The sequence below is a fragment of the Paenibacillus sp. J2L1-98 genome, from assembly GCF_056269405.1.
Genome location: NZ_JBWDNW010000013.1, coordinates 80,515 through 94,765 on the forward strand (window position 1 = coordinate 80,515; position 14,251 = coordinate 94,765).

Consider the following 14,251-nt stretch of genomic DNA (forward strand, 5'->3'; position numbering starts at 1 on the left):
CCATTTCTCATGATTCATAATCCATAAATGGATCAGGGATTTCAATCTGATAAGCCTCGGCATCGCTAACGCCAACGGAAAGCACGGCCCGGCCATTGCCTGACCTTATAAGCCCGCCGCTAAAAATAACATCCTCCAGCTCTGGACGTTTACCTGGACCTCTTGGAAAATCGCTTCTTACGGCAATAATCTTTATAGGCGTTTTCTCGCAGGTTGCGGGGTTTATCGAGAAGACCATCGAATAATAATGCTTGTACCCTAATTCATCGAAGCAGGCTATATGTCCCAGAACGCCTACATGACCATTCTTCAATAAATGCGCTTCGTTCGCGCCTCCCCATTCTTCGGGGACGAATTGATCTTGAAACATTTCTGCATCGATGAAGGTTTGCTCATTGAGCTCCTCCAGCGAATCGATTATTGTAAATCCGATTTGCCCTCTTCCGCCTCTTGTTCCTTGCGGCCTTGTAAATATGCCTATCCTGCCATCCGCAAGCTCAATGAGACGGATATCCTTCATCGTTCCGGGTCCGGATGAAAAGTGGCATAACGAATCAATGCGGAAACCGCGATAAAATTGAGTAACCCATGACACGATCTTGCCCGGATCATCTTCCGCGGTAATGACTTCAACTCCGCCAATGATTAATTCACCCTTGATGACGGTTTTGCATGGGTCCTGCAAATTATAGGTATGTGTATGTATGCGGGGACTCCAAACCTGATTGCCACATGTAAAAAAGAAGACTTGAGAGAACTCGCTGTCCCGTTCCTCAACTCTTCCTAAGATCACTTCCTCCCCGTCATACTGAAACGGGGCAGTTATATTATATACATCCCGATTTCCAACCCCGGAGAATGACAGCTTCTCCACTTTCGTCAGGCGGGGCTTTGCATAAAAGGCATCCAGGAGCTGTTTACAGGTTTGCGTCTTTATCATTTCCCTTGTCATTGCCATCCTCCTGGTGGTCAAACGATTCATCCATCGTGTAATCGCGATCTTCATCCTCTTCGATCCCAATGAGTTGCCCCGGCTGGACATTAAAATATAGACAAAGCTTTAGCAGCAAATCCCTTGGATACTGTACCATTTCATCCTTATACATACGACGGACGGAATCAAAGTGATAATTTACATCTTTTGCAAGCTTACGTATAGATAATTTTGGATCGTGATTTTCCATAACCTCTTTTAATTTACTGCGTATGACTGACACACACACACCTCCTAGATTAATATATCCGGAAAAAGGGAGTGAGTCAATAAAATTGACAAGAAAAAATGGTCATGTTATAGTGTGGAAGAGGAAATATTTTTCAATTTTCAGAAAATAAAATACCGCTTCTCCTGAAGAAATAAAGATCAATGATCGCTTTATTTCTTTTTTTGTCCAAAAAATTAAGATGGAGGCTGTTTATATGAAAAAGACTATCAGAAACCGGAATATCGTTTTTCTAGGAACCAGCCTGCCGAGAGAATGCGGCATTGCTACATTTACGCAAGATTTATTAGATGAATTCGATCATATTCAAGGCTTCAATAAGCCTTGTATCATTGCGGTCAACAACAACGAAACTTACCTCTATCAAGAGCAAGTGATGAGGGAAATAGAACAGCACAAGCTGTCGGATTATATAGAAACGGCCGAATATCTTAACGTGTCAGACGTTAATCTTCTCGTTATCCAGCATGAATTTGGTATTTATGGCGGAGAAAGCGGAGAATTTTTGATTCCATTCGTCGAAAGGCTGAGTATTCCATATATCGTTATTTTTCATACCGTGTTAACGAATCCTTCCGCTAAGCAGCGGCACATCATGAATCGGGTTGCGGAATTAAGCGTGAAGGTCGTCACGATGGCGCAGTCTACCGTAAAGGATTTGAGCTCTATTTATGGTATCGATGCCGCAAAAGTAGCTTTCATTCACCATGGGGTGCCTAATGTCAAAACCGAATCAAGATCAAAGCTTAAAGAACAGTATGGCTTTGCGGACCGGAAAATTTTATCGACCTTTGGATTCCTTAGCCCTGGCAAAGGAATTGAATACAGCATAGAGGCCATGTGCGGAGTGGTCAAACAGCATCCGGATTCTCTCTATATCATTTTCGGGAAAACGCATCCGGTAGTCAAACAAGAAACAGGCGAGGTATACAGGCAAAAGCTGATGGATCTTGTGGAACAATTTGATTTAAAGCATAACGTTCTCTTCGTCGACAAGCTGTTGACACAGGAGGAAGTCATTCAATCGCTTGTCATGTCAGACATTTATATGACTCCCTATTTAGGCAAGGATCAGGCCGTTAGCGGCACTTTGGCATACGGAGTCGGTATTGGAAGGGTCATCGTTTCCACTCCTTACCGGTATGCCGAGGAAATGCTGGCAGAGGGCAGGGGCTTGCTGGCAAACTTCCGCGATTCCGCCTCTTTGGAAGCATGTATCCTCCAATTACTGGACAACCCTGCTCTAGTAAAAGAAATGGAAAATCGCACGCTTGAACTCGGAAGAACCATGCTGTGGAACGAAGTCGCCAAAACCTATGCCGCCATCTTTCAAGAGAACATAGCGGTTTCAGAGTTAGCTAATAGGAGTGTGATTTAATGGAAGTACAAACGATACTGCAGTTTAAGTCCGATTATATGCGCAGGATAACGGATGATACAGGCATTTTTCAGCATACCAAGTTTGGTGTTCCCGACCGCTCGAAGGGCTATACGACAGATGATAACGCACGGGCATTAATCGCAGCCGTTTTATTGTACAGCAGCAAAAAAGATCCCGTCACGTTGGACCTTATTCATACTTATCTTTCCTTCATTCATCACGCACAGAATACAGCCGGAAACTTTAGAAACTTTATGGATTATAACCGTACTTTCGTTGAGGATAGCGGATCTGATGATTGTCAAGGACGCACGGTATGGGCGCTTGGATTCGCGCTCGCCCACTCCTCCTCCCTGCCGGATAATTTACTGAATACCTGCCGTTATTTAATTAATCAGGCATTGCCGCTTATCGGTACGCTCAGTTCTCCCCGTGCCGGGGCCTATGCCATAATCGGCCTAAGTTACCTGATAGAAACCCCAAAAGCTTTAACTTACTCCTTTCCATATCCCCACACGCCAAGCACCGCGGAAGAGATGGCATTCCTGCCCAGAGCATTCATCTTCGATCTCATCGATACTATGTCTTTCAGATTGCACAATCAATATATCCGCAATAAGGGGAACGGTTGGAATTGGTTTGAAGACAGCCTTACCTACGGAAACTCGATGCTTCCATGGGCACTCTTAAAAGCATGCCGTATTTCAGGTAACGTTAATTTGAAGGAAGCGGCCAAGGAAAGCTTGGATTTTCTGGCATCCAAAACCTTCTCCATAGAAGGATATTATAAGCCGATTGGCAGCCATGGCTGGCTGCTGCGGGACGGAGCGGCCGCTCCCTACGACGAACAGCCGATTGAAGCATGCGAAATGCTTCTTGCTTGCAAGGAAGCCGCGACCGTGCTCCAAGACCCTGCTTATCTGAAATATGCAGCCTTATGCTATGAATGGTATTTAGGACATAATTCATTAAAAATCCCTCTAATTGATCCTCAAACCGGGGCTTGCTTTGACGGTATCCATGGGGCCGGGCTCAACCTTAATCAAGGCTCGGAAAGCATCATTTCCTTCTCTATTGCCCAATCGGTGATGCATCATGAATAAATTCGCGACTATCCTTGCAGGCGGAGGCGGGACCCGCTTTTGGCCGCTTTCCAGACAAGAGATTCCGAAGCAGCTGCTAAATATTAGCGGAAACGATATGGTGATTCTTTAATGGTCGTATTGCCTTCCGATCATGATATAACGGATGAAGCACAATTCCGGCTTACGCTGGACGAAGCCTGTACGTTCGCGATGGAGACGGACAAAATCGTAACCATCGGAATTAAGCCGACCTTCCCTTCTACCGGCTACGGCTACATCGCCTTTGATAGAGAGCCTATTGCTTCGAAACCTGTTGCCGTATACGAAGTAGCTGAATTTGTAGAAAAGCCGGGCTTCCAGAAAGCGCAAGGCTATCTGTCGTCAGGTAATTATTTATGGAATAGCGGGATGTTCATTTGGAAAACATCCGTTATTCCATAGGCGTAGACGGCTTCATCATTGCGGACACCGGGGGTGCACTATTAATCTGTCCCAAGGACAAAGCGCAGTCTGTCAAAGAAATCGTCGAACTGCTGAAGGAAAATGGAATGACCGAGTATATTTAGTGTTGTCCACAAACAAAAAAAGAATCCTTCGACCAGGATTCTTTTTTACACTAAACTAAGTGCTGTCTCCAGCAGACTGAATTGCAGGGTCATCCTTTTCCTTACCGGGTTAAGCTCAGTTCTAATTTCAAGACTGTCTTTCGTTCCATGTCATGAGATCCGTTTTTTTGCTGCAGCCCACCCAAGTGCCAATGCGCCGCATAAACCGGCATTATTTCCTAAACCAGGGGATACAATGTATTCTCCGATATTTGCAGTGATGGCTTCCGAACTGACATAACCCTTCAGATTATTTTGCACCTCGGTACGTATCATAGGTAATAACTGCTTCTGCTGCATGACACCGCCGCCCAAAATAATTTTTTTCGGCGAGAGCATCAGGATCGCTCCTGTAACAGCCTGACCGATGTAGTATGCTTCCATTGCCCATGCCGGATGCTCCAGGGGCAGCTCACTGCCCTTCATATTCCATCTCTTTTCAAGCGCAGGACCCGCTGCCATGCCTTCCAGACAATCTCCATGATAAGGACAAGTCCCTTCAAACTCGTCTTCCGGGTGGCGTCTAGTCAAAATGTGACCGCCTTCAGGATGCACCAGGCCGTGAACAAGCTTGCCTTCCGCATAGACGCCTACGCCGATTCCGGTGCCGATTGTATAATAAATACAGCTATCCAAGCCTTTGGCAGCACCCCACACGGCTTCGCCATAAGCCGCTGCATTGACGTCCGTATCCCATCCGAACGGAACATCAAACGCTTTCTTGAGCGTCCCCAAGAACGGATACCCCGACCAGCCCGGCTTTGGGGTTGTCGTGACGTAACCATACAACTCGCTTGCAGGGTCGATGTTGATAGGGCCGAATGTTCCAATTCCGATGGCCTCGACTCCCTTGTCCTGAAAATAAGCGATGACATGATCGAGTGTACGTTCCGGACGTTCAGTCGGAAAACTGAACCGGTCCTCGATCTCTCCATTTTCATTCCCGATTCCGCAAACAATCTTTGTTCCGCCTGCCTCGATCGCACCGATACGCATTTGAAGTCTCCCCACTATAATAGGTTATTTGTTTAACATTGGCTGTACCAACAGAAAAATCTCCCGGCCGGCCATATACAGGCAGACCGGGAGGGGGGGCGATTGCAGCCGCCTCAATATAGTCCGATAATCCGAGAACGGGTCATCTTTATTTTGTTGACCACAGAGTCTCGATTTCCTCCAGCGATTTGCCTTTCGTTTCGGGAATCGCACGCCAGGTAAAGCCAACTGTGATCAAGGACATGAGAGCGAAAAGCCAGAAGGTCGTCGCCGGACCAGCGGTATGAAGCAGAGGCGGAAATGACTGGGAAACCACGTAATCCGCTATCCAATGCGTCATAGTTCCAATGGCCACGGCTCTTCCGCGAATTCGGCTCGGGAAGATTTCGGATAGAACTACCCAAAGCACAGCGCCGAGCGAAACGGCAAAGGATGCCACATAAAGCAGGATGAAGATAAGTAACAACGGTCCGGAGGTATGTCCTGTATGGAAAGCGAGGCCAATGACCGTCAGGCATATCGTCATTGAAGCAGAACCGATGAGAAGCAGCACTTTTCTTCCCACCTTATCGACGAGCCACATAGCCAATATCGTGAAGAGCAAATTGACGAAACCGATCAAGATGGTTTGAATCAGCGAAGCATTCGCACCGGCGCCGGCTTCCTTGAAAATGACCGGAGCGTAATACATTATGGCATTAATGCCCGTAACCTGTTGGAGGGCCGCCAGAACGATACCCACCATCAAGGCAACTCTCATACCAGGCATGAACAACTGCCGAATCGACCCTCCGCTTTCCTGCTTGGATACTTCCTTGATAGCCAGCACTTCCTGTCTGGCCAAATCTTCACCGTGAATTTTAAGTAAAATCTTCAGCGCATCCGCTGGCCGTCCCTTCTTGATCAGCCACCGGGGACTTTCAGGTACGAAACACAGCAGCACCAGGAACAGCAAGCCGGGGACGGCACCTGCGGCAAACATCCAACGCCAAGCGGTGGAAACGTCCCATGCGTCGTCTCCGAAGCCGGTAATCCACGTATTCACAAAGTATACAAGAAAAATTCCGGTAACGATGGCAAGCTGGTTCAGGGCAACCAGTCGGCCGCGATATTTGGCCGGTGCAATTTCCGCGTTATAAAGCGGGCATAGGGCTGAGGTAATACCGATCCCAAAGCCGCCGATCATACGGGCGATAATATAAAAGGAAAACGTATCAGGGAGGGCAGAGCCGACAGTACCGATCATAAAAATGATAGCCGCCGCTATCAGAACCTTTTTCCTGCCGAACATGTCACCCAAGATCCCGGAGACGGAAGCTCCCGCAATACAGCCGATAATGATACTGGAAACGGCCCACCCAAGCTGCACCTCATTCAATTGAAAGCGCTGTTCCAAAAAGCCGAGCGCTCCCGATATTACAGCCGTATCGAATCCGAATAAAACACCGCCTAAAGCCGCTACGATCGCAACAAGCGTTACAAACATCATATTCGGCTTTTCCAGCTTCTGTACGGTCTGTTGTTCAGACTGTTGTTCAGACTGTTTTTCTATCTGCATATCAATCTCTTTATTAATAACTATTGACAATGTTATCCGCTCCTTTCCGTATTCGCCCTAATTCTTTCCATAGAAGTATAGCATGCGCAGCACCCGGACAAAGCAGCTATTGTCTGCACTTATCCGTGTTCTTCCTGCATTGATTTAACCCGGTGCTATGTTCTGGTGATGATGAGGAGGAAACTAGCATATTTTTGTCCTGATGAACATAAAAAAGTCCATGCCTGCAGGCATGGACTTTCAAAAATTTATATAAAACAGAATACAACTTCGTCATCCGCGGTCAACAGACTGTACGTAATTCGTTTCGGTCTCCTTTCCTAAAGGAATCAGAATCGTAATCTTCGTTCCTTTGCCAGGCTCGCTCTCAATGTCCACAAGATCGTTGTTTCCGTAGAACAGATGCAGCCGTTTGAACACATTTCTTGTGCCAAGCCCCGTGGATTCCTTCTTCTCCGTTCCGGCTTCCAGCCGGAGCAGGGCCTGCCGGAGCTCCTCACTCATGCCGATTCCGTTGTCCGACAGCGTGATACGAACATTCTCCGAAGTACGGGTCACTTCCAGACGGATAAGTGCGCCTTGTTCCATATCTGCAATGCCGTGCATGAATGAATTCTCAACAATAGGCTGAAGCGTTAGTGACGGTATCAGCACATGGAGTGCGGAATCATCGACTTCCATCTCGAAGCTGACGCGGTCGCGGAAGCGTGCCTTTTGAATCGTAAAGTATTCTTTGACGTGCTCTAGCTCATCCCGCAGTGTTACAGGCCGGTCCAGCTTTCGCAAATTGTACCGTAAGAGATTAGACACCGACACGATGAGATCACTGCTTTTCTCCGCTCCTTCCAGCAGCGCCAGCTTGGAGAGCACATTGAGCGTATTGAACAGAAAGTGGGGATTGATCTGGCTTTGAAGCGCCTGAAGCTCCAATTCCTTGACAAACCGGTCTTTTTCCAGGCTTTCTTTATCCTTCTCGATCAATACCATCAGGTCATCCGACATTTTCTTGAAAGCATCAGACAACATGCCGAGCTCGTCATCCGAGCGCGGTGGCGGCTCAAGCTTCAGGTTTCCTGTGGAAACCTGTCTGGCCAACGCGACAAGACGGCTTACCGGCCCGGTGATACTGCGGGAGATCCAAACGGCGATCACGACGCTCAGCAGTGTGTTGACGACGAATATGGCTGCGCCCAAACGGTTGATCCGACTGGTTTCCTGCTGGATTTGCTTATAAACAGGCTGGTAGAAGCTCAGCTCCAAATCCACGAGATGCTGCCCTTCCTCCCGGATAAAGCCGGTTGTTTTCTCGGCTTCTTCGTAATGGGCCAGCGCGATGCGCGGTGACGAGATTCTTACAGCAGTAAGCGCGGCTTGCTCCTGCTCTAATAGCGTATCCAGCATATGAACATACCCCGTTACCGCCGAAGCCAGTGGGGAGGAAGCGGGTGTAGCGATAAGAATTCCGCGTGTTGCAAGCAGCTGCTTCCGCGCCTTCCCCAGCTCGGCTGTACTACTGTCGACCGGGTTGAGCAAATAACCGTAAAGCGTTTTTAGATGATCTTCTGCCGTCTGGGCGGATTGCTTGTACAGCAGGATGCGGTCCATCATCTGATCATAACTCTCCTGCACGGTTTTACCGCTCTCAAATAAGAAGTACATGACCGAATTCACAAGCAGCACGAGCAGGGGAATGAACAGCAGCAGCTTCGTTCGAATCGTCATGGGCAGCTTCCCCCCGTTCCGCTGCCGGCCTTACTGCTTGTAAGGATGTCGGCTTCTGTAAAATACTGCGGCGTCGGCTTCTTCCCTTGGAAATAGTCATGCAGCAGGGAGATTGCGCCATAACCCATCTCATACGGCTGCTGTACGATGGTCGACACGATCCTGCACTGCCGGATGGCTTCCTTCGTTTCAGCCAAATCGTCAAACGCGAAAATGTTCAGTCCTTGCGGCCGTACACGGTCTGCAGCTTCCAAGATCCCCATCCCGTCCAATGAACTGAACCCGACCATATAGCCGACCTGCGGGTACTGCACAAGAATTTCTTCGGCTTGCTGTGCCGCCTGCAAACGAGAAATGTTGGACGAACGCACGTCGACGACGCTCAGCTCCGGGTAACGGTTGATGACCGAACGAAAGCCGATAAGCCGAAGCTGTTGACTGTATGCTTTCTCATTGGCGATCAGCACACCGATGCTGCCTTTGGCTCCTGATGCCTTCACAATTAACTCGCCCATGGTTTTGCCCGCGTTCAAGTTGTCTGTACCAATATAGGACAGCCGGCGGCTGCCAGGTTCATCTGCGTCCACTGTAATTACCGGAATTCCTTGGAGTGCGGCTTTGTCAATCAGCATCCGCTGCTGCGGATCGTTAATTCCCTGCACCAAAAGCGCGTCTGCTTTGGATGCTATGGCTTTCTCGAGCAGCCTGATCTGCTCGGCGGGATTGATTCGGAAAGGCCCGGTATATTCGAAATTCATCCTGTACCTCCCGGACGCCTCCCTGGCTCCCTGTTCGATGGTTCGCCAGAAAGGATTGTCAATCTCCTGGGCGATTAACACGACGCGAGGAGGCGGGTTACCGTCCAGAGGGCGGGATTTCGGATTAACCAGCTCACGGATATGCAGTGTAGAAAGCAAAAACTGCAGGAGCAGATAGGAAAATAAGATAAATAGGATAACGATTCCATAATTCCATTTTCGGGACAACAAGCTGCACCCCTTTTCTGCGTAGTAGACTCATTATATAAGAATAATGAAGCAAACGAAAAGAAAGGAACTCCAATGTTGTCAGACAACAATAAGAGGATTGCCATCATCGGCAATCCTCTCATTAGCTCAAACCATTTAAAATTAAAGCATCTATTGCCACCGCAGGAACGGTTGGACTTACTTAATCACTTACCCTACAGCCCACCACTCATAACGCTGTTTAAAAACGCGAGCGTCCTTGCAAACGCATCACGGGCATAAGTAACGTTATAGGTCGGGTTCGTATCGTTGAAGAAGGCGTGTCTTGCATTCGGGTATATCACAGCTTCAAAAGATTTGCCTTGCTTCTCCATCTCCTCTGCGAAACCGGGTATCAGATTGGTAATATTCGGGTCTTCTCCCCCGTAGAAGCCCAGTATCGGACACTGAATGTCTGAAATGCCTTGCTCAGGCGGGCGTCCATAAAAAACAACGGAGCCGGCGTGCTGCGAATCTTTGGTTGCTAATACAGCCGACAATGCGCCACCCATGCAGAAGCCTACAGATGCAACGGGCATGCCCTTCGTTTTCTCAAATGTATGGCGTGCAAATGAGGCCGTGTCCGTCAGAATGCCGACTAATTGACCGGATTGTGCCGGACTGAGCAGACCAAACAACCCGTCAAGTGTGGATCTTAGCGGAGCCTGGCGGTGAGCGGGCTGCTTCACTATCTCCTTTTCCCTTTCTGCCGGATTAAACCAGGCTGTATGAGGGATGGAATGCAGGAACGCTTTAGCTTCGGCCAGCCGTTCCTCACTGAGCGCTTCCGGACGAACTCCGTTAACGGCAAACAGGTCGGGAGCGATAGCCACATAACCGGCAGCGGCAAACCTCCGGGTGACATCTTGAATATGCGCGTCAACGCCCCAAATCTCTTGTATGATGATAACAGTCGGGCGCAGTTCCGATACAGGCTCCATTGAAGCAATATACGCGCGGCGGCTGCCGTTCATGCCGTTAAATATTTTCCATTCCGTATGTACTGGCATTTCCCAATCTCCTCACGTCATATGATGATGATTCCTTCGAGCTCGCGATTTCCGATCCTATTTCCCACCATTTGGACTAATGCCATTTTAACATATTTCACCTCGCTAATAATCCGCTGCCTTGGCATTATGCCGTTACACTTACTAATAAATAATGAACTCCTCTCGAAATTAATGTGTCAAATCGATTTTAGGCTCATATCTTGTCATATGGGCGGTTAAACCTCTACAGGGAGGAGAAGGAAGATGATCATCGGTGTTATTGGTGCGGGTGCAGTCGGCGGATACTGTGGGGCGATGTTAAGGAGAGCCGGGCATGACGTCATTTTTGTGGCTAGAGGAAAACATTTGGATGCGATGAAGGAACAAGGACTTCTTATTCATTGCGAATCCGGCTCTTTCCGTGTAGATGGGCATTTCACTAATGACGTTAAAGATTTATGTCAGGCTGATCTCATTCTGTTTACGGTTAGTTCCACCGATACTAGAGCAACAGCTGAGAAGCTCCCTCCCTTGCTGAAGGCCGATTCCATTATACTCACTTTGCAGAACGGCGTGGATAACGAAGAAATGCTTACCGAATTGTTCGGGAAAGAGCGGGTGTTCTCAGGCGCAGCCTATCTTAACGTCTCCATAGAAGCACCCGGCGTCATTCGCCAACAACAATTGCAATCCTTTATGATTGGTTCCTTAGCAGAAACCGGTGAGGAACAGGCGGAATCGATCGTTCAATTATTTCAACAAGCCGGACTTGATTGTAAAATATCCCTGTGCATCCTGGAAGAAAAGTGGAACAAACTGATCATTAATGCCGTTTTCAATCCCATATCCGCTATAAATAGCGTAACGGTCGGTGAAATTTTAGATAATGAAGAGCTGAGAACGACCGCTGAACGGACGTTGGCGGAAGCCGTGAAGATCGCGACGGCTTCGGGCATCCATATAAGACAAGAGCTTATCGACCGTTTTTTTGTTATAGCTGAATCGGCAAGACATCATAAAACATCGATGCTGCAGCACAGAGAACAGGGCAAAAAGATGGAGATCGAATCTCTATGCGGCTATTTGGTGCATAAAGGACGCGCATTAGGAATCGATACCCCTGTTCTAAGCTCAACCTATAAAGCTTTGTTATTGTACGAAGGCAGCAACGAAAACGAAATAAGCTGACATCGGATAAAGTAACGACGTCAGCTCCCAATGCTCCCCCATATCCCGCACACACCATTCCGCCACCCGACTATTCCCCTCTAAAATAAGGAGTCCGCTTCTCCCGAAAAGCTTCCAGCGCCTCCAACCGGTCTTTGGTTGTCAGGGTTGCTTCATAGGCTGCGAATTCCAAATCCATTCCCGATTGCAGATCGGTGTCAAAGCCCCGGTCAATCGCAGCCTTTGCTTGATAGACGGCAAGCGGAGCTTGAGCGAGTATTTCAGCGGCTAGCTTCCCGCTCCTTTCCTTAAGCTGCTCATGATCGTCTGCAACGCCGTTTAACAACCCTAGCTTATACGCCTGTTCCGCAGTCAATTTCCGGGCAGTCAGTATAAGCTCCTTCGCCTTGGACGCTCCAATGAGACGCGGTAATCGCTGCGTGCCTCCCGCGCCAGGGATGATACCAAGACTGACCTCCGTAAGCCCCATCTGAGCCTCACGGAGCGAATAACGGAAGTCGCAACATAACGCAAGCTCCATACCTCCTCCGAATGCATAACCGTTTATCGCTGCTATCGTAGGCTGCGGCAGCCTCTCAAGCGCGGAGAACACCTCTCTGATCTTCTTTACGTTACGCCGGACCTGTTGTTCGTCCAGCGTTCTGCGCTCCTTTAAATCCGCACCCGCGCAGAAGGCCCGGCCTTCGCCTCCAATGATCACTGCGCGGATATCGCGCGGGCTTTGCCCGATCGCTGCCACGATTTCGCCGAGAGCAACCAGCATGTCGTAATTTAAGGCATTCAAATGCTCCGGGCGATTGAGCCGGATATATCCGATATGTCCATGCTGCTCCCAGAGCACCGGTCTGATCAAGCTCCCCACCTCCGCGAGAAAATATAGCGTTTAGACTCTCATAGGCCCCCGGAGCCTGCCGGATTAAACCGGATAAACGGGATGCTTCCGCTCTGCAGCCGCAGCAGCGCTATTAAGGGAATAGGCTTCAAACCGTCTGATTAACTCGCTGCGCAAGGAGTCCGCGGGGATGATTCCGTCGATAACCATCTCGGAAGCCAGGCTGTAAATGTCTATATCTCTATTATATTCTTCACGCTTGCTTGCTATGAACCCGGCTCTCTCCGCTTCCGGCAGCTCGGCTATTTTATTCGCATACACAGCGTTTACCGCCGCTTCCGCTCCCATCACGGCAATTTGGGCGGTAGGCAGTGCGAGGCAGCAGTCGGGCTCGAACGCCGGCCCCGCCATGGCATATAAGCCGGCTCCGTAAGCTTTGCGGACGATCACGGATATTTTGGGAACCGTCGCTTCCGATACGGCGGTTATCATTTTCGCGCCGTGCCGGATAATGCCCGCCTGTTCTACTCTTGTGCCGACCATAAAGCCGGGGACATCAGCCAGAAAAAGCAGCGGAATGTGGAAGGCGTCGCATAAGCAAATGAATTTAGCCGCTTTGTCGGCAGAGTCGTGGAATAAGATCCCGCCCTTCACCCGCGGCTGATTGGCAATGATGCCGACCGGCCTCCCGGCAAATCGTCCGAGTCCCGTAATCAGCTCTTTGGCGAACAGCTTCTTTATTTCAAAAAACGAATCCTCGTCGATGATCCGTTCTATGAGATCATACATATCAAACGCCGTATATTGGTTTTCAGGAATGATATCTTCCAGCGATTTCTCGAAACTGACAGCCGGCTTAGCGTCGCGTACTGCAGGCTTTTCCGCACAATTGGCGGGAAAAAAGCTAAGATAATCTCTCGCAAGCGCAAGCGCTTCTTCTTCACTGGTAGCGAGGACATCGCCGCAGCCGGATACCGAGCAGTGCATTTTGGCGCCGCCCAGCTGCTCCAAGGTCGCTTTCTCCCCTGTCACGATTTCCACGATCCGCGGGGAGCCGAGATACATGGATGCATTTCCCTCGACCATAATGACAATGTCGCAAAACGCAGGTATATAGGCGCCGCCCGCTGCGGACGGACCGAATAAAATACAAACCTGCGGGATTTTTCCCGACAGCTTCACCTGATTGTAAAAGATTTTCCCCGCGCCGCGCCGCCCCGGGTACATCTCCACCTGGTCGGTAATCCGCGCTCCCGCCGAATCGACGAGATAAAGCAGCGGCACCCGCATTTTATCTGCGGTTTCCTGCATGCGGATGATTTTCTCAACCGTCCTGGCCCCCCAAGAACCGGCCTTGACGGTCGAATCGTTGGCAATGACGCAAACGGTCTGGCCATGTATTTTGCCGATCACCGTTACGACCCCGTCGGCCGGCAGGTCCTTCTGGCTGCAGTTGGCGAAGAGGGCATCCTCGAACTCGAATTCCGCATCTAGCAGCAGCTTCAGCCGGTCGCGGACGAACAGCTTTCCTTGTTCCGCATTTTTCTCATGATAGCGGGAGGCGCCTCCCTGTTTGATCCCCTCGATCCGCTCCTGCAAACTATCCTTTCCCGATTCGAATGCATGGGACATGCTTCAGTCCTCCCTTCCAATACCGGGCGG

The 14,251-nt window shown here is 49.4% G+C and carries 15 protein-coding genes; 6 read left to right on the plus strand and 9 right to left on the minus strand.

Going from position 1 to position 14,251, the window contains the following annotated elements; all coding sequences use genetic code 11:
* Positions 1 to 7: 7 nt before the first annotated feature.
* Complete coding sequence (locus AC0YNZ_RS21050) at positions 8 to 952, minus strand: DUF1861 family protein (RefSeq protein WP_475828461.1); 945 nt, start codon at positions 950 to 952, stop codon at positions 8 to 10.
* The gene (locus AC0YNZ_RS21055; protein ID WP_475828462.1) at positions 918 to 1,217 is read right to left on the minus strand and encodes a helix-turn-helix domain-containing protein; all 300 of its coding nucleotides are present in this window, start codon (positions 1,215 to 1,217) and stop codon (positions 918 to 920) included. Before AC0YNZ_RS21055 ends, AC0YNZ_RS21050 begins: the two co-directional genes overlap by 35 nt.
* 202 nt (positions 1,218 to 1,419) lie before the next feature.
* On the opposite strand from AC0YNZ_RS21055, the gene AC0YNZ_RS21060 reads away from it, so the two are divergent.
* The 5 genes from AC0YNZ_RS21060 to AC0YNZ_RS21080 are packed head-to-tail and all read left to right on the plus strand — an operon-like array spanning position 1,420 to position 4,255.
* Positions 1,420 to 2,601, plus strand: a complete 1,182-nt coding sequence (locus AC0YNZ_RS21060; RefSeq protein WP_475828463.1) for a glycosyltransferase family 4 protein — start codon at positions 1,420 to 1,422, stop codon at positions 2,599 to 2,601.
* A complete protein-coding gene (locus tag AC0YNZ_RS21065; RefSeq protein ID WP_475828464.1) occupies positions 2,601 to 3,707 on the plus strand; it encodes a glycosyltransferase in 1,107 nt (368 codons plus the stop codon). The genes AC0YNZ_RS21060 and AC0YNZ_RS21065 overlap by 1 nt, the downstream gene beginning before the upstream one ends.
* The gene (locus tag AC0YNZ_RS21070; protein WP_475828465.1) at positions 3,700 to 3,819 is read left to right on the plus strand and encodes a sugar phosphate nucleotidyltransferase; all 120 of its coding nucleotides are present in this window, start codon (positions 3,700 to 3,702) and stop codon (positions 3,817 to 3,819) included. The genes AC0YNZ_RS21065 and AC0YNZ_RS21070 overlap by 8 nt, the downstream gene beginning before the upstream one ends.
* Positions 3,819 to 4,130, plus strand: a complete 312-nt coding sequence (locus AC0YNZ_RS21075; protein ID WP_475828466.1) for a sugar phosphate nucleotidyltransferase — start codon at positions 3,819 to 3,821, stop codon at positions 4,128 to 4,130. The genes AC0YNZ_RS21070 and AC0YNZ_RS21075 overlap by 1 nt, the downstream gene beginning before the upstream one ends.
* On the plus strand, positions 4,106 to 4,255 hold the full coding sequence (locus AC0YNZ_RS21080; protein ID WP_475828467.1) for a hypothetical protein: 150 nt from the start codon (positions 4,106 to 4,108) through the stop codon (positions 4,253 to 4,255). The genes AC0YNZ_RS21075 and AC0YNZ_RS21080 overlap by 25 nt, the downstream gene beginning before the upstream one ends.
* 150 nt (positions 4,256 to 4,405) lie before the next feature.
* Here AC0YNZ_RS21080 and AC0YNZ_RS21085 read toward each other — a convergent pair whose 3' ends face one another.
* From AC0YNZ_RS21085 to AC0YNZ_RS21105, 5 genes are all read right to left on the minus strand, one after another.
* On the minus strand, positions 4,406 to 5,290 hold the full coding sequence (locus AC0YNZ_RS21085) for an ROK family protein (protein WP_475828468.1): 885 nt from the start codon (positions 5,288 to 5,290) through the stop codon (positions 4,406 to 4,408).
* 148 nt (positions 5,291 to 5,438) lie between these two features.
* Positions 5,439 to 6,848: a sugar porter family MFS transporter gene (locus AC0YNZ_RS21090; protein ID WP_475828522.1), complete on the minus strand. Its 1,410-nt coding sequence runs from the start codon at positions 6,846 to 6,848 to the stop codon at positions 5,439 to 5,441.
* 273 nt (positions 6,849 to 7,121) lie between these two features.
* Positions 7,122 to 8,570 (minus strand): sensor histidine kinase, encoded by a 1,449-nt coding sequence (locus AC0YNZ_RS21095; RefSeq protein ID WP_475828469.1) that lies wholly within the window; start codon positions 8,568 to 8,570, stop codon positions 7,122 to 7,124.
* Positions 8,567 to 9,559, minus strand: coding sequence for a substrate-binding domain-containing protein (locus AC0YNZ_RS21100; protein WP_475828470.1), 993 nt, complete (start codon positions 9,557 to 9,559; stop codon positions 8,567 to 8,569). The genes AC0YNZ_RS21095 and AC0YNZ_RS21100 overlap by 4 nt, the downstream gene beginning before the upstream one ends.
* Before the next feature lie 194 nt (positions 9,560 to 9,753).
* Positions 9,754 to 10,587: a dienelactone hydrolase family protein gene (locus AC0YNZ_RS21105; protein ID WP_475828471.1), complete on the minus strand. Its 834-nt coding sequence runs from the start codon at positions 10,585 to 10,587 to the stop codon at positions 9,754 to 9,756.
* Between the two features lie 246 nt (positions 10,588 to 10,833).
* Between AC0YNZ_RS21105 and AC0YNZ_RS21110 the strand changes: the two genes are divergently transcribed.
* Entirely contained in the window at positions 10,834 to 11,757 is a 924-nt protein-coding gene (locus AC0YNZ_RS21110) for a ketopantoate reductase family protein (protein ID WP_475828472.1), read from the plus strand.
* Positions 11,758 to 11,827: 70 nt separating this feature from the next.
* On the opposite strand, the gene AC0YNZ_RS21115 is transcribed toward AC0YNZ_RS21110, so the two are convergent.
* Positions 11,828 to 12,610, minus strand: coding sequence for an enoyl-CoA hydratase-related protein (locus AC0YNZ_RS21115; RefSeq protein WP_475828473.1), 783 nt, complete (start codon positions 12,608 to 12,610; stop codon positions 11,828 to 11,830).
* Between the two features lie 63 nt (positions 12,611 to 12,673).
* Positions 12,674 to 14,221: an acyl-CoA carboxylase subunit beta gene (locus AC0YNZ_RS21120; protein ID WP_475828474.1), complete on the minus strand. Its 1,548-nt coding sequence runs from the start codon at positions 14,219 to 14,221 to the stop codon at positions 12,674 to 12,676.
* Positions 14,222 to 14,251 lie beyond the last annotated feature (30 nt).

Bases quoted from the DNA above. Each gene is read 5' to 3' on its own strand.
- AC0YNZ_RS21090 (WP_475828522.1), bottom strand. From the start codon at position 6,848: ATGCAGATAGAAAAACAGTCTGAACAACAGTCTGAACAACAGACCGTA.
- AC0YNZ_RS21065 (WP_475828464.1), top strand. From the start codon at position 2,601: ATGGAAGTACAAACGATACTGCAGTTTAAGTCCGATTATATGCGCAGG.
- AC0YNZ_RS21105 (WP_475828471.1), bottom strand. From the start codon at position 10,587: ATGCCAGTACATACGGAATGGAAAATATTTAACGGCATGAACGGCAGC.
- AC0YNZ_RS21070 (WP_475828465.1), top strand. From the start codon at position 3,700: ATGAATAAATTCGCGACTATCCTTGCAGGCGGAGGCGGGACCCGCTTT.
- AC0YNZ_RS21075 (WP_475828466.1), top strand. From the start codon at position 3,819: ATGGTCGTATTGCCTTCCGATCATGATATAACGGATGAAGCACAATTC.
- AC0YNZ_RS21060 (WP_475828463.1), top strand. From the start codon at position 1,420: ATGAAAAAGACTATCAGAAACCGGAATATCGTTTTTCTAGGAACCAGC.
- AC0YNZ_RS21095 (WP_475828469.1), bottom strand. From the start codon at position 8,570: ATGACGATTCGAACGAAGCTGCTGCTGTTCATTCCCCTGCTCGTGCTG.
- AC0YNZ_RS21110 (WP_475828472.1), top strand. From the start codon at position 10,834: ATGATCATCGGTGTTATTGGTGCGGGTGCAGTCGGCGGATACTGTGGG.
- AC0YNZ_RS21120 (WP_475828474.1), bottom strand. From the start codon at position 14,221: ATGTCCCATGCATTCGAATCGGGAAAGGATAGTTTGCAGGAGCGGATC.
- AC0YNZ_RS21085 (WP_475828468.1), bottom strand. From the start codon at position 5,290: ATGCGTATCGGTGCGATCGAGGCAGGCGGAACAAAGATTGTTTGCGGA.
- AC0YNZ_RS21050 (WP_475828461.1), bottom strand. From the start codon at position 952: ATGACAAGGGAAATGATAAAGACGCAAACCTGTAAACAGCTCCTGGAT.